We start from the raw sequence: 19,529 nt of genomic DNA, 5'->3' as shown, positions 1-19,529 counted from the left end.
AGCCTCTCCGCTGTCGAACAAGGTGCACCGTGTGTGCGGCGCATCGGGTACAGCAGAGGATACAGGCAATGCATGTTTGACGCTGTGCTTGCCCGGCAGCCAGGGACAAGGTGAGGAGGCGAACGAAGCGCAGCGGGAAGCGCAAAAAGAATGCGCTTCGAAAAGGACAAAGGTGAGCGTTTTCGGGAGCGAAGAACGCGTCGCCGTTATGCCTGCTTGCGCATCGTCGGCTCGGCGTCGCCCGTTGCCATGATGCGGTCGAGCCGCGCGCTCGCGTCCGTCAGCGCGCTGAGCGGCGCGCGCTGCAATTGCGCGTCGTAGGTGCTGACGATGTGCGAGAACAACTCGACGTGCGCTTCGTCGAGACGCCAGTCATCGCGCGTGCGGCCACGATCGAACGTCATCGCGAGCGCCTGATCGGCGGTGCGCAGTTGATCGTAGGTCATCTCACCGTAGCCGAGATCGCACAGGAAGCCGGTGAGCAGCATCGTCTGCGTGAGCGTTTGCGCAGCGCTCAAGCTGCCGGCGCCGCGTCGCAGCGCGTCGAGTGCGATATGCACGGGCAGGATCAGCTCGACGGCCATGCTGCGCGGGATCGGCAGCAGCAATGCCTTCGCCTGCCGCGCGCGCGTGGCCTGATTGCTGCCGGGAAACGGAATGGTCTTGGCCATGTCGCTCGAGAAAAATTGGGAATGCTCTAGCGATAACGGCGCACGGCGGAAAAGATTAAGGGCTGATTGCGCGAAACCGCAAACGTTTGTCGAGGTTCACGTTTCCCTTTATTGCTGGGGCGGCCGGAAGAAGCGTGCTAGAGATGCTTGTAATAGAAGGTCGTGCCGCAAAACGATCCATCCGGCATCAGCGCGTAATCCGGCACCGCGCCGACCCGCTGCCAGCCTGCGCGCGCATAGAGGCGCTCGGCGTCGCCGCCCGTCACGGTGTCGAGGACGAGCACGGTTTTGCCTTCGTCGCGGGCCACGGCGTCGGCGGCCGTCATCAGTTGCTGCGCGACGCCGCGCCGGCGCGCGCGGCGATGCACGAGCATCTTCGCGACATCGGCGCGATGCGGCTGGTTGTCGGGTTGCGCGAGCACCAGTTGAACCGTCCCGGCGATATAGCCGTCTTCGTCCTCGGCGACGAGCAGCGCGCGCTCGCCGCGTTCCACGGCGCTCGCCACGGTCTGCCAGAACGCAATCGCTTTGGTGCGTTCGAGCGGCCACATGAAGCTCACCGATGCGCCGCCCGCGACGCAATCGATCAGCACATCGGCAAGGCCGTCGATGCACTGCGCGGCTTCGTGCGCCTCGATCCGTCTGACGCGCAGGGTTTCTGTCATGCGTTTCTCCGTAAAAGTGAGGGCGGCAGCGTGGTCAGCGCCACCAGGTAGCGTGCCGGTTTGCGCGTCGGATTGCGATACACGACCGGGCGATCGAGGCGCATCGTCACGCAATCGCCCGCTTCGAGGTGCCAGTGTTCGTCGCCCGCGCTGATGTCCATCGCGCCTTCGATCAGCCAGATCTGCTGATGGATTTCGGCGTCGCGCGCGCCCGTCTCGTAGGCGACGCGCTGGCCGGCAGGAAAGTGAACCTCCACTAACTGAAGCGGCGACGGCTGCGCCGGCGACAGATTGCGCCGCACGTAGCCGGATTCGGGATCGGTCCAGACGGCCTGCGTCGCGGCGCGCGCAAGCGGCGACGGCGCCTCTGCGGACGGCGCGGGCGCCTCGAATAGCGACGCGAGCGTGACGCCAAGCGCGGTGGCGAGCTTGTCGAGCACGGCTGCCGTCGGACTGCTCTGCGCGCGTTCGATCAGCGAGATATTCGAGCGGCTCACGCCGCTGCGCTCGGCCAGTGCTTCGAGCGACAGCCCGTGGCCGTCGCGCAGTTCGCGCACGCGGCGCGCAATCAACGAGTTGATGTCCATGTATCCATAATAGTGGATCAAAATTCCAGCATGCTGGAAGTCAGATCCGTTTCGTCACATTCGAATGCGAGAGTGCAAACGGCTTCGGGCACAATGCCCGGACGTCCCGACTTCCTGAACAACCGCGAATCCCGAACGATGAGCCGTCGCCAAGCTGTCTCAAGTCAGCCGTCAAGCAGATCGATCGGTCGCACCATCGGCGTCGCCGCGCTCGTGCTGGTGAGCGTCGTCGTCGCATTGCTCGGCGCGGCGCTGCTTGGCGGCTGGCTGCTGCTGCGCGGCAGTCTCGCGCAGCTCGACGGGACGCAGCGCGCGCCGTCGTTGTCGTCGGCGGTGACGATCGAGCGCGACGCGCTCGGCGTGCCGACCATCCACGGCGCCGTGCGCACCGATGTCGCCTACGCGACGGGCTTCCTGCATGCGCAGGACCGTTTCCTTCAGATGGACTTGCTGAGGCGCGTCGCGGCGGGCGAGATGTCGGCGCTGGTCGGCCCGAACGCGCTCGAACTGGACCGGCGCAACCGCCTGCATCGCTTTCGCGCACGTGCGCATGCGATCGTCGAAGCGATGCCCGCCGATCAGCGTCAGCTGCTCGAACGCTACACGGCAGGCGTCAATGCCGGGCTGGCCGCGCTGTCGTCGCGGCCGTTCGAATACTGGATGCTGCGCACCCAGCCTGAGCCGTGGCGTCCGGAAGACGCGCTGCTGGTCGTCTATGCGATGTATTTCGATCTGCAGTCGTTCGAGACGCGCCGCATCCTCGCGCGCGCCGTGTTGCGCGACCGCGTGCCTGCCGATCTGTACGCGTTTCTGCTGCCCGCCGCGAGTCACTGGGACGCGCCATTCGACAGCGCGTCGACGCCGCCCGTCGAACCCGCGCGCATGCCCGCGACGCGCCCCGACTGGCTCGCGGCGCCGAAGCCCGTCAGCACCGCGCGTGACGAGCGAGAGCAGCAGGAGGACGTGAGCCAGTCGGCGATCGGCAGCAACGGCTGGGTCGTCGACGGCGCCCACAGCGCGCATGGCGGCGCGATCCTCGCGAGCGACATGCACCTGGGCCTCTCGCTGCCGAACATCTGGTATCGCGTGTCGCTGATGTGGCCCGCCAGCGACGGGCAGCCAATGCACACGCTGACGGGCGTCAGCTTGCCCGGCACGCCGCTCGTGATCGCGGGCAGCAACGGCAAGATCGCGTGGGGTTTCACGAACAGCTACGGCCGTTATATCGACTTGATCGAGCTGCATCGCAATCCCGCCGACCCGCTGCAATACCGCGCGCCCGACGGTACATGGGCGCGCGCCACCGTTTATCACGAGCGTATCGACGTGAAGGGCGGCGCGAGTGTCGACTTGCCTGTCGTAGAGACGCGCTGGGGACCGGAGCTGACCGTCGGCGTGCGCGCGTATGCGTTGCGCTGGGTCGCGCACGATCGCGAAGCGGTGAACCTCAATCTGCAAAAACTCGAAGACGCGAAGACGATCGACGAAGCGCTGCACGTCGCGCAAACGGCCGGTATCCCGACGCAGAACATCATGGTCGCCGACTCGCGCGGCAAGATCGGCTGGACGCTTGCCGGTCCGTTGCCGCAGCGCGATCCGGGCGACACGCAAAGCGGCCCGGACAGCGACACGCCCTACGACTCCGCGACGTACAAAGGCTGGACCCACTATCTGCCGCCCGCGTCGTATCCGAAGCGCGTCGATCCGCCGCTCGGCCGGTTGTGGACGGCGAACAATCGCGTGCTCGTGTCCCGCGACGCCGCGAAGATCGGCGACGCGGGCGCGGACCTCGGCGCGCGCGCCTCGCAGATTCGCGACGATCTGCTCGCCGCGCCCAGCCCCGACGAGCACGCAATGCTGGCGATCCAGACCGACGATCGCGCGCAATGGATCGACGTATGGCGGCGCGTGGCGCTCGAAGCGCTCGATGCCGATGCGCTCGAAGAACACCCGCAGCGCGCCGCGTTCCGCCAGCAACTGCTCGCATGGAATGGGCGCGCGGATGTCGACGCCGTCGGTTACCGGCTTGTGCGCGGCTTCTTCTTCTCGTTGTATGACGCGTGGTTCGGCAGGCTCGACGCCGACCTTGCGGGCGCGATGCCGGGCGGCAGCACGAGCACTCCGCCGCTCGGTCTGCGTGTGGCGAATTCGCGTTACGAGGCGCTGATGGAGACCTTGGCCGAGCATCACGCATGGGTGCCGGAAGGCTTTCGCGACTGGCGCTCGCTCATGCTCGACCGCATCGACCGGACGATCGCACAGTTGCCGTCGAGTACGCCCATCGAAGAAGCGCGCTGGGGCGAGCGCAACCGCGCGGCCATCGAGCATCCGTTCGCGCGCATCGTGCCGGCGTGGCTGCCGTGGGTGCGCGGGTGGCTCGGCGCACCGCATGATCCGCTGCCCGGCGACATCAACATGCCGCGCGTGCAGACGCCGAACTTCGGCGCGTCGGAGCGGATGATCGTGTCGCCGGGGCGCGAGCAGAGCGGCATCTTCGAAATGCCGGGCGGACAGTCGGGGCATCCGCTGTCGCCGTATTTTCTCGCCGGTCACGAAGCGTGGGTGCGCGGCGAGAAGACTTCGTTCCTGCCGGGCGCGCCCGTGCATCGGCTGACGCTCGGCCGGGCGGCGCAATGATCCTGTATTGAAGGTTTGAGTGGAGTATCTGTATGGAGCAAGAGCGGAACAGCGACCTGGTCGCGGTGCGCGATCTGTTGCGGCGATTCGTCAGCGAGCGCGACTGGTCGCGCTTTCATTCGCCGAAGAATCTTGCGACTGCGTTGAGCGTCGAAGCGAGCGAACTGCTGGAGCCGTTTCAATGGCTGCAGTCGGGCGAGAAAAGCGAACTCGCCGACGACAAGCTCACCGCGATCCGTCACGAGATGGCCGACGTGCTCGCGTATCTCGTGATGCTCGCCGACCGGCTCGATGTCGATCTGTATGCGGCCGTGCTGGAGAAGATCGAACTGAATCGCGCGAAGTATCCGGCGGACAAGGTGCGCGGCGATGCGCGCAAGTACTCCGAGTACGGCGAGTAACTGTGCTTCGGTGAGACTTTTCGGGAGCCGTGCGTCGGGCTCGATGCGGTGACGAAGAAAACAAAAAAGCCGCCCGAAGGCGGCTCGTGCAATCAGCAGACAACGCGCAGAACGCTTACTGCTTCACGCCTTCCGCCTGGATATTCAGCACGGTCTTCGTGTTGAAGCCGTACGACTTGCCCCAGTCGATGCCGAAGTCCGCGCGGTCGAACGTCGCCGTCGATTCCGTGCCGCACACTTCGCGCTTGAGCATCGGGTTGATGAAGCACTTGAACGATTCGATCTTCAGGTTCAGCGGCTTCGTCACGCCGTGCAGCGTCAGCGTGCCGATCACTTCGACGGGCGTGTCGCCGTCGAAGCGGATCTGCGTGCCCTTGTAGGTCGCCGTCGGGTACTTCGCCGCGTCGAAGAACTCGGGCGTTTGCAGATGCTTGTCGAGCTTGTCGTTGCCCGTATCGATCGATGCCGTGTCGATCGTCACGTCGACGGTGCCCGTCTTCGCTGCGCGATCGAGCGTGACCGTGCCGTTGCTCGACTTCTTGAACTTGCCGCGCCACACCGAGACGCCGCCGAAGTGGTCGGCTTCGAAGCTCGGATAGGTGTGGTTCGGATCGAGTTGATAGGTGTCGACGGCGGCCATTGCATTGAACGACATGCCTGCAACCAGCGCGCCCGCTGCGATCAACAGTTGTTTCTTCACGTTATGCTCCTGAATTGATGAGTGTGCCCCGCGCGCTCAATGCTTTGCGGCGACGATGTGAAACTTGATGACGACGTCGTCGGCCACCACCGACGTGTCTTTCCATTCGCCCGTACCGACGTCGTATTGCGTGCGCTTGATGGGCAGCGAGCCGTCGAAGGTTTGCGTCGCGCCCTGCTGCGCAATCGCGACGGGCACGGTGACGGTCTGCGATTTGCCCTTGATGGTCAGCTTGCCCGTCACCTTGTACTGGTTGCCGCCCACGGGCGCGATGGCTGTCGAGACGAACGTCGCCGTCGGGAACGTGGCGCTGTCGAACCATTCCTTGCCGCGCACCTGCTTGTTGTATTCGTCGTCGCCGAGGTCGTAGCTGCCGGTGTCGATCGTCAGGTTCGCGTTGCCGGCCGTCGGTTTCGCGGGGTCGAACGTCAGTTGTGCGCTGAACTTCTTGAAGGTGCCGTCGACGGGCACGTTCATCTGCTTCGACGTGGCGACCACCGTGCTCTTGCCCGCATCGACCTGCGCGAAGGCGGGCGATGCAGCGGCGAACAGAACGGCGGCTGCGCCTGCCAGCACACGGCGATAAGCGCGGCGATATCCAGGATTCTTCATGTTCATTCGATGATCCGACGTGAAAGCGCGTTGAAATGCGCGCTCATTTGAGGAAGGGAATCATGCGTGCAAGCAGTCCGTCGCGTTCGACGAACTGATGCTTGAGCGCGGCCAGCACGTGCATCGCGAAGAGCGCGAGCAGCGTGTAATTCAACGCGATATGCGCGGTGCGCAGAACGGCTTTCAACGCCTGGTCGGGACCGATGAGGGTCGGCAGCGGCAGCACGCCGAGATACACCACCTGCACGCCCGCAGCCGAACTGAAGAAGTAGCCGGTAACAGGAATGGCCAGCATCAGCACGTAAAGCAGCGCGTGTGTCGCGTGTGCGGCGCCCTTTTGCCATGCGGGCATCGCGGCGGGCATCGACGGGGCCTCATGCGTTGCGCGCCATATCAGACGCAGCACTGCCAGCGCGAACACCGTCACGCCGATCCACTTGTGCCACGACACGTACTTGAGCTTCGTCGGCGTGAAACCCGGGATGTCCGTCATGATCCAGCCGAGGTAGAAGCCGCAGATCATCAGCAGCGCAATGAGCCAGTGCAGCGCGATGGCTGTGCGGCTGTAGCGCTGCGGCTTGCCGGCGCTTCGAGACGGAGCGTGAGATGTCATAGGCAATCGATGACCTTCGCGTAATCAGTTCGTTGCGGAGCGCGACGCGAAGACGCCGCCTCCGATTGAACGCGAATGGTAGTGGGCGAATATGCCTATGAATAGCCAGGGCCGAGAGAACAGATCGTTGCGGTGGTGCGCGCAATCATTTAACAAACGGCGCTGCGATTCAGCTTGAATGCGAGGCCCAAAACGCGCGCTGCACCTGCATGATTTCTTCTTCGACTTCGGCGACGGGACCGATGAGATCGACCTGCTTCTGACAATGATCGAACACGTATCGCGACGACACGCTCATCGTCGGATTTTCCGTGTGACTGCCCGTAGCCTGCAACAGGCGTTCTTCCGTCATCCCGAACACCACCCGCCCGATGTTCGCCCAATACGCAGTGCCCGCGCACATGCAGCAGGGTTCGACCGTCGTGTAGAGCGTGCAGCTCCATAGATACTGCGGCGTGAAATTGAGCGCGGCGATGCGTGCCAGCACCGCTTCCGCATGATTGACGGTATCGACGTTACCTTGCTCGATCAGCACCGTCTCCTGATCCGGGCCGACGAGTATCGCGCCGAACGGGTGATGCCCCATCAGCGTTGCGCGCTCCGCGACGATGCTCGCATGACGCAGATGGCGCACGATCTGTTCGCGCGTCGGCGCGAGCCCCTGCTCGGGGAAGTCCGACGCGTTCTGTTTCGATGGAATGGTCAGGCTCAAATGATGTCTCCTCCTTATGGATGGTTCTTGCTTACTTCGGCAGCGATCCGTCGACGCCTTGCACGAACCAGTTCAGCCGCAGCAGGTCGGCATCCGACAGCGATTTGCCGGCAGCTACCTTGATCGCGCCGCTCTGATCCTTGATCGGTCCTGCGAACGGATCGAACTTGCCCGCGATGATGTCGTCGCGCTTGTCTGCCAGCGCCTTTTGCGCGGTCGGCGAAACGGCTTGCGTGTTGATGCTCGCGAGGTCGATCGCCTTCTCCTTGAGGCCCCACCACGTCGGCGCGTTGGTCCACTTGCCCGACTGCACCTGCTCGATCAGATGCGAATAGTAGACGCCCCAGTAGCTCACGCACGCACCCAGTTGCGCGTTCGGACCGAACTTCTTCATGTCGGAGTCCCAGCCGAATGCATGCACCTTCTTTTGCTCGGCGGTTTGCATAGTCGCCGTCGAGTCTGTGTTCTGGATCAGCACGTCGGCGCCCTGGCCAATCAGCGTCTCGGCTGCCTGCTTCTCCTTGCCCGGATCGAACCATGTGTTGATCCACACCACCTTCACCTTCGCGTTCGGATTGACCGAGCGCGCGCCCATCGTGAATGCGTTGATGTTGCGCACCACTTCCGGTACGGGCACCGAAGCGACGAAGCCCAGCGTGTTGGTCTTCGTCGTATAGCCGCCGACGAGTCCCGCGAGATAGGCGCTCTGATACGTGCGCACGTCATAGGTCGCGAAGTTCGCGGCCTTCTTGTAGCCCGTCGCGTGCTCGAAGACGATATCGGGGTAATCCTTCGCGGTCTTCAGTTCGAAGTCCTGGAAGCCGAAGCTCGATCCGACGATCACCTTGTTGCCCTTGCTCGCGAGGTCGCGGAACACGCGCTCCGAGTCCGCCGATTCGGGCACGTTCTCGACGCGCGTGACCTTGATCTGGTCGCCGAACTTCGCTTCGATCGCCTTGACGCCCTGCTCGTGCGCGTACGTCCAGCCCGCGTCGCCGGGATTGCCGAGGTAGACGAACGCGACGCCCATCGGCTGCGCGGCCACGGCCGCCGTGCTGAGGACAGCCGCGCCGAACGTGGCAAGTAGCACGGCCTTGATACGCAGCGAGCGCGAAACTGCGCGGGCCATTGTTGTTTTCATGAAATCTCCGGAGACGGGAAAGGGAAGACGCCTGGCCGTCGTGCGGACGGTCCGCCGCGTCGTGTCAGCGGAGATGGTCGTAAGCCAATATCGAGGTCGAAATTAGGATTCGTTATCCGCCATATAACGGATTTGATATGAAGTGATGGGGGCGCAATCGGCATCGCGCACCTTCGTTATGGTGAGTCGGCCGGCCGCCGATTGCCTCACGAATGCGCTTCAGGTGAGGGTATTCGGGAGCACTGCAACGGTGAGTTGCCTCGCAACCCGCACGGCACTGTAGCGAAAGGTGAGGATATGCGGGAGCAGGATCGATCGTTGCGGACAGCTAGCCGGTGACGATCAGCAGCACGCCCGTGACGGTCAGCGCGCCGCACCACAGCCAGTCGAAATTGATCCAGCCACGGCGCAGCATGCCGAGTCCCAGATACTGATAGGCGAGCAGCGCGATCGCGCCCGCCGTCGCGAGCGTGACGAGGGTATGCACGGCCGTCACCTGCCCGACGGATTCGAGTGAACTGCCGACGGGCATGCCCGCACCGCACAGCGGCAGCAGCGCAGGCAGCAGCATGAGGCCCGCGCCGTGCATCGTCGCCATCGCCGCAGACCACAGCGCAAGCCCGAAGAAGCCCGCCGTCATGCCGACGCGTACGCGCTGCCGGTGTCCGTAGAAGTGGTGATACGCGGCCCAGGCGATCAGCAGCACACCCATGATCGCGCGCAGATGTTCGGTGTGTGCGAAGAGCCCGAGCGCGACCGCCGACGTCGTCACGAGCATCACGGCGACGGCATGTCCGAGCGCGAGCGGCGGCAGCGCCATCAGCACGGCTTTGCGGCTGCGATGCTGGAGCCCGAGCGCGGCGGCGAACAGCCAGCCCATCGCGGGATTCACGCCATGAAAAATCCCGCTGCCGATCACCGTCGCCCACACGCCGCTCATCACACGCTCACGGATAGCAATACGAATCCGACGACGCATCGCCGCCTTCGAGCCGGATCTGATGCGGCCGATGCGACTTCGGCCAGTCGACGAAGAAGTTCTTCGCAACGGTAAGCCCGCCGTTCTTGCCGGCATCCAGGCTGACCATCCAGCCGTCGAGCCCTTCCGTATAGAACTGATCGTCGATCACGCCGTAGAGCGAGTTGGTGAAGTACACGCGGCTGCCGTCGCGGCTCACTTCGACCATCTGCGGACCGCCGTTCAACGGACGCTCGCCGGCCGCCGGATGCGTCGCGCGCGCGGCAATTCCGCCGATGCGCACCGTTCCCGTCAGTTCGGGTTTCATCGGGTCGGATACGTCGTATTGCCGGAGGTCGCCGGTACCCCAGCACGACACATAAAGGAAGCGGTCATCGAGCGACAGTGCGATATCGGTGACGAGCGGCGGCACCGCGCCGAAGCCTTTGAGCATCGGCGGAAGCAGTGACGCATCGGCGGGCTCGGCGGGAATCTCGATCACCTTGCGCGCGGCCCATTGATCGCCGTCGCGATACCACGTCCAGATCGACGCGGACAGATCCTTGAGACTGATCACCGAATTGACGAAGCCGTACGCTTTGGTCGGGTCGTGCGCGGGACGCAGTTCGAACACGAGCTGGTTCTCCGCGCCGAAGTCCACGACCTGCTTATGCTTGCGTGTGTTCATGTCCCAGAAGTGCAGGCGGTGCCCATATTGCCCGCCGAGCAGCACTTCCGGCACGAGACCGTTCTCGAAGGTCGCGGGCAGGCCCCATTCGCTCGTCACGACGGTGTCGTAGCCGAGATGCCACCAGCCGTCATACGCCAGTTCCTGCGGGCCGCGATCGATTTCCCACTGGCCGCGGATATCGAACGTTTCGTGATCCATCAGGAAGATGCCGCCTGGCGCTTCGCCTTGCGCGTTCGCGAGCGACACGACGTAAATGCCCTGAGGACCGCAGTGAACCGTATGCGGGCGCGTGTAGCCCGCTTTTTCCGCGACTTCCGCGGGTTCGAGCACGCGCACAATTTTCGGCTTCCGCTTGTCGGGCTTCGTATCGAGAATGTGGATGCGCGACGAGCGCAGTCCCGGCACGACGAGATAGCGGCGCTCCGTATGCGGATGCGGCGCGTTCGGACACAGGCACGAACTGCACGCGTTCCAGCCGAAGTGATGCAGCTCGTCGCCCGTATTGGGCATCGGCACGCGGCTGACGATGCGCCCATAGTCCGCGGAGCCGGGATCGACATCGACGACGGCGAGTTCATCGGGCGATTCGCGCGACGGATCGAAGCTCGCCACATACGCGACGGTCTCCTTCGGCGCGCTGCCTGCCATGCGGGCGGAAGGATAGAAGGTCGGATCGGGTTTCCAGGTCGCCATATCTCAGTCTCCGGAGGATGTTGCATACGGCACGCGAATCGCACGCACCTCTAACGAAGACGGCGCATGCGTTCGGGCTTTCACTGTAGGCAATTTCGCGCTGACTTGCGGATGAATGTGATGTGATACACGCGATTGCGTCGATCTGAATGCAGCAGCGTTAATGCGCCATGCATCGCGCGATGCAGACCGGACTAAAATGACGCAACATCACCGTCATTTCTGCCCCTTTTTAGCCGCAAAGCTGCGTTTCCAATCATGCGTTCATGGCGCCTCGACCGTCCCGTTTCACAAGGGCAGCTGGATCTCAGCCGAGCGACGGGGCTCGTGTCGTCGATCGGCAGCGACGACTCGAATGCGCTCGCCGCCGAAGTGCTGAAGCTGCTCGGCGATATCGCCGCGATTTCGCAGTGCACGATCTTCGCGTATGAATTCGGCAACCGGCCGCGCACGGTGTCGGTGGCGGACCATCGCGGCGGGCGTTTTCTGCGCGATGTCGCCGATACTTATGCGCGCCATTTCTATGCGCTCGACGGCAATCAGAAGATCGTTTCGTCGGCGCGCAACGACAAGCCTGGCTCGACGCTCGTGCTGCATCAGCAGACGAGCGACGACATCCTCAACGAAGCGTATCGCGCCGCGTGCTATCAGCAGCCGAACGTGTCGGACCGCGTGTCGCTTCTCGTGCAGCCGACAGCCGATATCTGGCTCTCGGTGAACCTGTATCGCGACCGCCGCTTCGGCAACTACCATCCGCGCGAAATCGCGTTGATCGAAGCGATGGCGCCGCTGATCGCGCACGCGGCGAAGCATCACTACGCGATCTGCGGTCAGCGCGACATGGCGATTTCGCATCTGATGCTCGCGCGCGTACGCGGCCTGTGCCCTGAACTGTCGAAGCGCGAACTCGACGTCCTGACAGGCGTGCTCGAAGGGCGCACCGCGCAGGAGATCGGCGACACGATGGGCATCAAGGCGACGAGCGTCGTCACGTATCAGAAGCGCGCATTCCGGCGGCTCGGCATTTCGAGCCAGCGGCAGTTGTTTGCGCTGTGCATCGGATCCGGCAAGGGTTGATGCGATCCGCTTTGGCGACGCGTTTCCGCTGAGCGCGGTCAGCGTTTTCCCCAGGCCCGAACGGCTCTCATGTTGTACCCAAAATGAGGACAGGCGGCATGCTGCCGGCCTCCATACTGCGACGCATCGCCATGCGCCGCCCACGATGTAACGCGGCTCGTCGAAGCGATTGCACCGGGCCTCGCGTCCGGCATAGCGTCAACATCGGAGACAACGGTATGGAATCCTCCTCGCGAGCCGGCGCGCTGCATGCGACGCCCGCCACCAGCGTGCCGCACACGAACGAACAGCCCGTGATCGCGAAAGTATCGCGGCATCTGCTGTGGTTTCTGTTCGTGCTGTTCTTCTTCTCGTTCCTCGATCGCATCAACATCGGCTTCGCCGGCCTGACGATGATGAAGGACCTCGGGCTCACGAGCACGCAGTTCGGGCTCGCGACGACGCTCTTCTACGTCGCGTACATCGCGTTCGGCATTCCGGGCAACGTGGTGCTGGCGCGCATCGGCGCGCGCAGATGGATCGGCACGATCATGATCGCGTGGGGAATCGCATCGACGGCGACGATGTTCGCGACCAGCCCCGGCACGCTGTATGTACTGCGCGTGCTGGTCGGCGTGACGGAAGCGGGCTTCTTGCCGGGCATTCTGCTGTACCTGACCTACTGGTTTCCCGCTGCGTATCGGGCGCGCGCCAACGCGCTCTTCATGATCGCGATGCCCGTGACGGCGGCTGTCGGTTCGGCGTTGTCGGGCTTCATTCTTGGGCTCGACGGCACGATGGGCCTGAAGGGCTGGCAATGGCTCTTTTTGCTGGAAGGTCTGCCGTCGGCGATTCTCGGCCTCGTGGTGTACGCCTGGCTCGACGACGGTCCGCAGCAGGCACGCTGGCTCGACGACGAGGAGAAGCGCGCGCTTGCCGCGACGCTCGCGGCTGAGCATCGGCAGGACGTCACCGTGCAAACGAAGACGGGCGGCGCGCAAAGCATCGTCAGCGAATTGTTGTCGCCGGTGGTCGTGAAGTTCGCGATTGCGTACTTCTGTCTCGTGAACACGCTGGCGATGGTCGCCGTGTGGACGCCGCTGATCGTGAAGAGCTTCAGCGCCGACGCTAGCAATCGCACGATCGGCCTGCTCGCCGCGATTCCTCAGGTGTGCACGATCGTCGCGATGATCTGGTGGGGACGACGTTCGGATCGCAAGCAGGAGCGCAAGTGGCACCTGATGATCCCGATGCTGTTCTCCGCCGCCGGCTGGTTGTGCACCGCATATTCGACGAACCCGGCCTTGCGCATGCTCGGCGTGTGCCTCGCGTCGGCGGGTTCGTACACGGCGATGTCGATCTTCTGGACGACGCCCGATCATGCCCTGAGTTTCCGTGCACGCGCCATCGGCATTGCCGTGATCAACGCGACGGGCAATATCAGTTCGGCGTTGAATCCGTTGATCGTCGGCTGGCTGAAGGACGCGACGCATAGCTTCTCGTCTGGGCTGCTGTATTCGGCGGTGCTGCTCGTGATCGGCGTGATCGTCGTGACCTTGTTGCCGATGGACAAACGCGAAGCGCCGCGTGCAAGCGTCGCTTGAAGATTTCGAATCAGGAGCATTGGATGAACAGGCAATTCAAACCGTATCCGTTCGCGGCCAAACAGTACGCGGCGCGTGTGCCGCAATTGAAGCAGGGCGTGGACGCAAAGCGCCACGCGGTGACGATCGTCGGCGGCGGGCCGGTCGGGCTGGCCGTTGCGCTCGGCCTCGCGAATCACGGCGTGCCGTGCGTGCTGATCGAAGCGGACGATTCCGTGTGCTACGGCAGCCGCGCGATCTGCATCTCGCGTCGCAGCCTGGAGATCATCGAGCGCCTCGGCGCCGTCGAAGGTTTTCTGAAAACGGGCTTGCCGTGGACGGGCGGACGTAGCTTCTATCGCGACACCGAAGTGCTGCACTTCACGATGCCGCAGGACGAGAACCAGAAGCTGCCGCCGATGGTCAACCTCGCGCAATATCACATCGAACAGTTTCTGCTCGATGCAGCGGAGAAGCGTGCCGATCTGATCGATATCCGCTGGCAGACGCGTGTGAAGTCGATCGATTCGCGCGACGACGGCGCGACCCTGCATCTGAGCACGCCCGATGGCGACTACGCGCTCGACACCAACTGGGTGGTCGCAGCCGATGGCGGACGCAGCACGATCCGCGAAGCGCTCGGCTTGCAGTTGCAAGGCACGAGCTACGAAGGGCGCTACGTGATCGTCGATATCGAATTGCACAGCGATCGGCCGACGGAACGTCTCGCGTATTTCGACCCTTCGTCGAACCCCGGTTCGACCGTGCTCGTGCACAAGCAGCCGGACAACGTATGGCGCATCGACTATCAGTTGCGCGACGGCGAGGATGCTGAACAGGCGGTGAAGCCCGAAAACGTGATGCCGCGTGTGCAAAGCCTGCTCGACATGATGGGCGAGAAGGGCGAATGGTCGCCGATCTGGATCACGATCTACAAGGCCAATGCGCTGACGCTCGAACGTTATCGCCACGACCGCGTGATGTTCGCGGGCGATGCCGCGCATCTCGTGCCGATCTTCGGCGTGCGCGGCGCGAACTCGGGTATCGACGATGCGGACAACATCGCGTGGAAACTTGCGTTCGTCGTCAAGGGGCTCGCGTCGGCGTCGCTGCTCGACAGCTATTCGGACGAGCGCGTCGCCGCTACGCACGAGAACTTGAGCTACGGCACGAAGAGCACCGAATTCATGGCACCGCCGTCGTTCGCGTTCGATCTGATGCGCAAAGCCGTGTTGAGTCTTGCCGTGATGCATCCGGGCGTGCGCTCGCTGATCAATCCACGGCAGACGTCGGCGATCACGTATGTGGATTCGCCGCTGAATGTCGCCGACAGCGATGCGTTCGCTGTGGGTCCGATGCCGGGCGCCGTGCTGGCGGAGTATCCGTTGACCGTGGCCGAAGGCGGGCACGCGCGCGAGGCTCATTTGACCGATCTCGTCGGTGCGCGCTTTACCGCGCTGTATTTCAGCGACGAGGGCGAAGTGCCCGACAGTTTCAGCGCACTCGTATCCGCGCTGCGTGATCGCGGCGTGCCGTTCAGGATCGTGCCGCTCAGCGCGCGTTTGCATCCGCAAGCGAAGGGCGTGCACGCGTGGGATCACACGGGGCGCATCTTCGAGCGATATGACGCAAAGACGGGAACGGTGTATCTGGTGCGGCCGGACGGGCATGTGCTGGGTCGCTGGCGCGATGCCGACGCAGCCGATGTCGAAGCGGCGATTGTGCGCGCACTGGCTTGATGAACCGAAACAACGAAAGGAGAACGCGATGACCGATGCAGAACTCGACGTCGTCTACACACGGTTGTGCAAAACGATGACCCAACTCGGCGAGGCCAGCGCGCCGCTGTTTCTCGCGCGCTTTGTGTTGCTCGCGATCGAGAAGATCGGCGATGCGGATGTATCGTTGGGATTGATTGATGCGGCGGGGGACGGGGTGGGTGAGTAGCGATGCCCGCTCGGTGCATGTGGCTGAGATGACGCGTCGCGTCGTCTCATTCCGCTTCGCGGATTTCGCCCGTCGCCAGCGCTTTGATCAACGCATCGACAGCCACATAAAGATCCTCGACGACCTTCGTGCCGACTTGCTGCTCCAGCGCCTGATACTCCGCCTCCAGCAACGGCTTCATCCGCTCGACGACTTCCGCGCTTTGCGTCGTCAGCGACACGCGCACGCGCCGCTGATCGTCTTCGAAGCGCTCTTTCGTCACGTGGCCGAGATCTTCCATCCGCGCGAGCACGCCGGCGAGACTCGGGCTCGAGATCGTACACAGCGCGCATAACTGCCGCGGCTCCAGCGGCCCGTTCTCATGCAACGCGCGAATGATGCGCCATTGCTGCTCGGTGAGCCCCTGCGCCGTCAGCAGCGGACGGAATCGCGCCATCATGAGTTCGCGCGCGCGCAGCAGCAGCATCGGCAGATTGCGGTGCATGGTGTGCGGCGTGGTAGTGCGCGAGCGGGACGTCACCATCGATACGAAGCGAGAAAAACGATTCGCTAGCATATAAGTAAATGGACTCCGGCGACAGCCACGCACTACGGCTTTTCTTTAGCGCGCCAGGTGTTTCCGAAGGCTTCGACGGAATTTTGACGCTGACTACAATAAGAAGGCCGGGGCGCGAAGGCGCGTCTGGCGGCGTCGGCGGGAAACAGGCACCTGTCGCGTCCAGCCGACGAAAGCGCCCAGGATAAACCCTCGAACGTATTTTCCCGACCGCTTGGTCGGTTTATTCTACGCAACTTGGCGCATTTTTGAGATTGAGGGCACCCGTGTACGTCCATCACCAGTTCTTCGACGACGCCGATGCGCACGCGGCCGCGCTGCGAGGCTGGGATCAGCGTTACGACCAGATCGGCTCAGGCGCCTTTCGCAGCGCGGTGAAGCAGATTGCGCTGGACGGCGTGCAGGTCTTCCACGAATCGGCCAATCTGCGTGTCGTGCAGCGGGGGCAGTTGCCCGAGAATCATATGACGTTTGGCGTTCCGCTCGCGGGCGCCGGCGCATTCACGTTCGGCGGCGTGCGCATCGATCGCGGCGCCTTTGTGATGGCGCAGGGCGGCATGCCGTTCGAGTTTCATTCTCCTGATGATATGTCGCTGATCGGCGTCGTGATCGACTCGGACATGCTGCAAGGCGTCGCCGATTGCGCGGGCGTCGATCTCGACGACAGCCTGTTTCGCCGGACCGTGCTCGATATTCCGAACGCCGCCTGCACGCGCGCGGGCGTGCAGCTCGCGACGCTGATCGAACGCGTGCTCGCACAGCCCGATGGTTTCGACGACGTGCACGCGCAGCGCGCGGTGCGCAATCAGGTGAACGAGGCGCTCGTCGATCTGCTTGCGTACCACGTGCCCGCATCCTCGAACCGGCTGACGTATGCATGCCAGGCCGACATCGTGCGACGCATTCATGACTTTGTGATCAACCATCCCGAAGAGCCCATCGACATCCAAAGCCTCTGCACACAATTGCGCGTGAGCCGGCGCACGGTGCAGAACAGCTTCCAGGCCGTCGTGCAGACCAATCCGCTCACTTACCTGCGATCGCTGCGGCTCGCACAGGTGAGGCGCCTGCTGCTCGATACGCGGCAGGCGGATCTGTCCGTCAGCGATGCTGCTGCGCAGTGGGGCTTCGTGCATCTCGGACATTTCGCCACCGCGTACAAGGCACAATTCGGCGAGTTGCCTTCGCACACGGTGCGCAGAACATCGCGCGCGAGCGTCGCGCGTTAATCCACGAGACGGAAGAAAAAAATCCGCGTTCGCGAGAACGCGGATTAAAAGGCACGCTTGAGCGGAGACTGCAAGCGGCTTGGTCGTCACACCCGTGACGAGGAAGCAGCCTCGATCGTGATTGCGCTCAGGCGTGGTTGTGCGCCGGATTGCGGCACGCGCCCGTTTGCACGTTCGAATCGTTCCACGCCGAGCCGAGGATGATGCTGCAGAAGTTCAGGCGCTTGTATTCCGGGTCTTTCAACGCGAGCACATCGGCCTTCACGTTGCCGAACGTCGTCAGCGGCTTGTGCTTCGTGCCGTTCGCGAATGCATCGATGATGTTTTCCTTGAACTTCTCGCCGCGCGGATGCGCCGCGACGACCAGCTTGCGGTCTTCCGTCGAGAACTCGTCGTAGGCGAGGCCCAGCACGTCCATTTCGACGCCCGCCGTCACCAGTGCGACCACGGGCTTCTTGTACTGCGGGATGCCCGGCGTCGTATGCAGCGCAATCGAGTCCCACACCATCTCGATGTCGTTCTCACCGATGCCATAGCCCTGCAGGAAGTTGCGCGCGGCATTCGCGCCGTCCACTTCGAAGCGATCGTGCGCGCTGCTGTATTTCTCCATCAGACCCATGTCATGGAACATCGCGCCGATGTACAGCAACTCCGGGTCGTACTTCAGCCGCTTGCGCTCGCCCGTCAATGCCCCGAACAGAAACACGCGACGCGAGTGGTGATAGAGCAGATCGGTTTCGGTATCGCGCACGAGCTGCGTCGCTTCGCGTGCCATCTTGCTGTCGGGGATCTTGATGCCTGCAATGATTTCGCTCATTTCGGTTCTCCAGAACGTGATCGACGGTGGCCGTTCGCTGTATCGAAGCGAGCGATCGGCGGGTGATCAAAGTGTAAGGAGAGCCCTTGTGCGCGGCAAAAGCATTGATACGCGCGATGCTGCCAACCGCGCGCGGTTTTCTGCCAACTGCCGCGGAAACCGCTTGAGGTGAGGGTTTTCGGGAGGCTTGCGTTGCTTCGAGTGCTTGCGCGATCAACTACGTCTGGCGATTTCGCGCGCGCACGGTGCGCGTGTACGACGCGATCATCGTCGCGAGTTCCTGCGCGGCGGGCGTGAGCGGCGCGGCGGCGCGCTGCAATACGCAGACGTCTTGCGCGGCGACGCGCTCGCGCACGTCGATGATGGTGAGTACGCGCGCGAACGGCCCGCGCTTCGTCACGACGGCGGCTTCGAGCGACAGACAATCCGTCTCGCTCACCAGATGCAGCGACTCGAACAGTCCTTCGACCGTCGAGACGATACGCGGCGGTTCGAGACGATGGCTCTTGAACAGATCGTTGAGCCGGTGCGCTTGCGGGTCGTCGGTGAGATTGGGTGAGCGCGTCGCGATCCACGAGCAGTCGGCGAGTTCGGCCAGCGACTTCGCATGCGCCTTCGGATGATCGCGCCTGCATACGACGACGGGATCGGACGCATACAGCTTCGTGACGGAAAGATCGGTCGTGTCCGTGTGCTTCGAGACGAGCGCGACGGCGAAGTCGAGCGTGCCTTCGCGGATCCACTGGATCATCATCCGCGACGTGCCCGTGCGCATATGCGCATCGACGCGCGGAAAGCGCTCGCGAAACTCGGTCAGCACGGGCGCGCCCGCATCGATCAACGGCTCGGTCGTCATGCCGAACGTGACCTGTCCCGTGTACTCGCCGCGCAGCTGCTGCGCTTCGTGTTCGGCGCGCGCGCATTCGCCGAGGATCGTCGCGGCGCGTTGCAGCATGCGTTGCCCGAGCGCGGTGAGCGCGATGCCGCGATTCGTGCGCGTGAAGAGCGTCGCGCCGAGCATCGCTTCGAGGTTCTGCAACTGCTGCGTGACGCCGCTTTGCGCGATGCCGAGCGCGCGCGACGCCGCGCGGATGCTGCCGTGCTCGGCGACGGCCGTGAATACGCGGAGTTGTGAAATGGTCAGGGCCATCGTCGAAAGGGGTGTGGGCGTGTGATCGGCAAAAGTGATCATGATAGACAGATTTGCACTTTTTTGGATCACTGGCGCATCGTAGGATCGGTCAGGAATGCTCCCGTCAC

Annotated in this window: 20 protein-coding genes; 7 read left to right on the top strand and 13 right to left on the bottom strand. The window is 63.6% G+C overall.

Going from position 1 to position 19,529, the window contains the following annotated elements; translation table 11 throughout:
- Positions 1-206: 206 nt before the first annotated feature.
- From G3N95_RS06780 to G3N95_RS06770, 3 genes are all read right to left on the bottom strand, one after another.
- Positions 207-671, bottom strand: a complete 465-nt coding sequence (locus G3N95_RS06780) for a hypothetical protein (RefSeq protein ID WP_205969234.1) — start codon at positions 669-671, stop codon at positions 207-209.
- A gap of 137 nt (positions 672-808) precedes the next feature.
- On the bottom strand, positions 809-1,336 hold the full coding sequence (locus tag G3N95_RS06775; protein WP_205969233.1) for a GNAT family N-acetyltransferase: 528 nt from the start codon (positions 1,334-1,336) through the stop codon (positions 809-811).
- Positions 1,333-1,923, bottom strand: a complete 591-nt coding sequence (locus tag G3N95_RS06770) for an XRE family transcriptional regulator (RefSeq protein ID WP_205969232.1) — start codon at positions 1,921-1,923, stop codon at positions 1,333-1,335. The genes G3N95_RS06775 and G3N95_RS06770 overlap by 4 nt, the downstream gene beginning before the upstream one ends.
- A gap of 138 nt (positions 1,924-2,061) precedes the next feature.
- On the opposite strand from G3N95_RS06770, the gene G3N95_RS06765 reads away from it, so the two are divergent.
- On the top strand, positions 2,062-4,560 hold the full coding sequence (locus tag G3N95_RS06765) for a penicillin acylase family protein (RefSeq protein WP_205969231.1): 2,499 nt from the start codon (positions 2,062-2,064) through the stop codon (positions 4,558-4,560).
- 32 nt (positions 4,561-4,592) lie between these two features.
- Entirely contained in the window at positions 4,593-4,961 is a 369-nt protein-coding gene (locus tag G3N95_RS06760) for a nucleotide pyrophosphohydrolase (protein ID WP_205969230.1), read from the top strand.
- Positions 4,962-5,076: 115 nt separating this feature from the next.
- Here G3N95_RS06760 and G3N95_RS06755 read toward each other — a convergent pair whose 3' ends face one another.
- From G3N95_RS06755 to G3N95_RS06725, 7 genes are all read right to left on the bottom strand, one after another.
- Positions 5,077-5,661, bottom strand: a complete 585-nt coding sequence (locus G3N95_RS06755; RefSeq protein ID WP_205969229.1) for a YceI family protein — start codon at positions 5,659-5,661, stop codon at positions 5,077-5,079.
- 36 nt (positions 5,662-5,697) lie between these two features.
- Complete coding sequence (locus G3N95_RS06750) at positions 5,698-6,273, bottom strand: YceI family protein (protein WP_205969228.1); 576 nt, start codon at positions 6,271-6,273, stop codon at positions 5,698-5,700.
- 43 nt (positions 6,274-6,316) lie between these two features.
- Positions 6,317-6,886, bottom strand: coding sequence for a cytochrome b (locus G3N95_RS06745; protein WP_205969227.1), 570 nt, complete (start codon positions 6,884-6,886; stop codon positions 6,317-6,319).
- Positions 6,887-7,055: 169 nt separating this feature from the next.
- Entirely contained in the window at positions 7,056-7,598 is a 543-nt protein-coding gene (locus G3N95_RS06740) for a nucleoside deaminase (RefSeq protein WP_205969226.1), read from the bottom strand.
- Positions 7,599-7,629: 31 nt separating this feature from the next.
- The gene (locus G3N95_RS06735; protein ID WP_205969225.1) at positions 7,630-8,739 is read right to left on the bottom strand and encodes a BMP family ABC transporter substrate-binding protein; all 1,110 of its coding nucleotides are present in this window, start codon (positions 8,737-8,739) and stop codon (positions 7,630-7,632) included.
- A gap of 328 nt (positions 8,740-9,067) precedes the next feature.
- Entirely contained in the window at positions 9,068-9,679 is a 612-nt protein-coding gene (locus tag G3N95_RS06730) for a hypothetical protein (protein WP_205969224.1), read from the bottom strand.
- 7 nt (positions 9,680-9,686) lie between these two features.
- Entirely contained in the window at positions 9,687-11,081 is a 1,395-nt protein-coding gene (locus tag G3N95_RS06725) for a selenium-binding family protein (RefSeq protein WP_205969223.1), read from the bottom strand.
- 258 nt (positions 11,082-11,339) lie between these two features.
- On the opposite strand from G3N95_RS06725, the gene G3N95_RS06720 reads away from it, so the two are divergent.
- From G3N95_RS06720 to G3N95_RS06705, 4 genes are all read left to right on the top strand, one after another.
- Positions 11,340-12,158, top strand: coding sequence for a helix-turn-helix transcriptional regulator (locus tag G3N95_RS06720; protein ID WP_205969222.1), 819 nt, complete (start codon positions 11,340-11,342; stop codon positions 12,156-12,158).
- Positions 12,159-12,376: 218 nt separating this feature from the next.
- Positions 12,377-13,741 (top strand): 4-hydroxyphenylacetate permease, encoded by a 1,365-nt coding sequence (gene hpaX, locus G3N95_RS06715; protein WP_205969221.1) that lies wholly within the window; start codon positions 12,377-12,379, stop codon positions 13,739-13,741.
- 23 nt (positions 13,742-13,764) lie between these two features.
- Entirely contained in the window at positions 13,765-15,459 is a 1,695-nt protein-coding gene (locus G3N95_RS06710) for an FAD-dependent oxidoreductase (RefSeq protein WP_205969220.1), read from the top strand.
- A gap of 28 nt (positions 15,460-15,487) precedes the next feature.
- Positions 15,488-15,667 (top strand): DUF2783 domain-containing protein, encoded by a 180-nt coding sequence (locus G3N95_RS06705; protein WP_205969219.1) that lies wholly within the window; start codon positions 15,488-15,490, stop codon positions 15,665-15,667.
- A 46-nt stretch (positions 15,668-15,713) separates the two neighbouring features.
- Here G3N95_RS06705 and hpaR read toward each other — a convergent pair whose 3' ends face one another.
- Positions 15,714-16,151: a homoprotocatechuate degradation operon regulator HpaR gene (hpaR, locus tag G3N95_RS06700; protein ID WP_241018285.1), complete on the bottom strand. Its 438-nt coding sequence runs from the start codon at positions 16,149-16,151 to the stop codon at positions 15,714-15,716.
- 338 nt (positions 16,152-16,489) lie between these two features.
- Here hpaR and G3N95_RS06695 point away from each other — a divergent pair, with 338 nt between their 5' ends.
- On the top strand, positions 16,490-17,452 hold the full coding sequence (locus G3N95_RS06695) for a helix-turn-helix domain-containing protein (protein ID WP_205969217.1): 963 nt from the start codon (positions 16,490-16,492) through the stop codon (positions 17,450-17,452).
- Between the two features lie 127 nt (positions 17,453-17,579).
- Here the strand turns inward: G3N95_RS06695 and G3N95_RS06690 are convergent, their stop codons facing one another.
- Both G3N95_RS06690 and G3N95_RS06685 read right to left on the bottom strand, forming a co-directional pair.
- Positions 17,580-18,269 (bottom strand): HD domain-containing protein, encoded by a 690-nt coding sequence (locus tag G3N95_RS06690; protein ID WP_205969216.1) that lies wholly within the window; start codon positions 18,267-18,269, stop codon positions 17,580-17,582.
- A gap of 217 nt (positions 18,270-18,486) precedes the next feature.
- Complete coding sequence (locus tag G3N95_RS06685; RefSeq protein ID WP_205969364.1) at positions 18,487-19,419, bottom strand: LysR substrate-binding domain-containing protein; 933 nt, start codon at positions 19,417-19,419, stop codon at positions 18,487-18,489.
- Positions 19,420-19,529 lie beyond the last annotated feature (110 nt).

Source organism: Paraburkholderia sp. Tr-20389, assembly GCF_017104565.1.
In the GTDB taxonomy this organism is placed as follows: Bacteria; Pseudomonadota; Gammaproteobacteria; order Burkholderiales; family Burkholderiaceae; genus Paraburkholderia.
The sequence above is the reverse complement of the archived record's forward strand: the minus strand, read 5'-3'. Positions and strand labels throughout refer to the sequence as shown.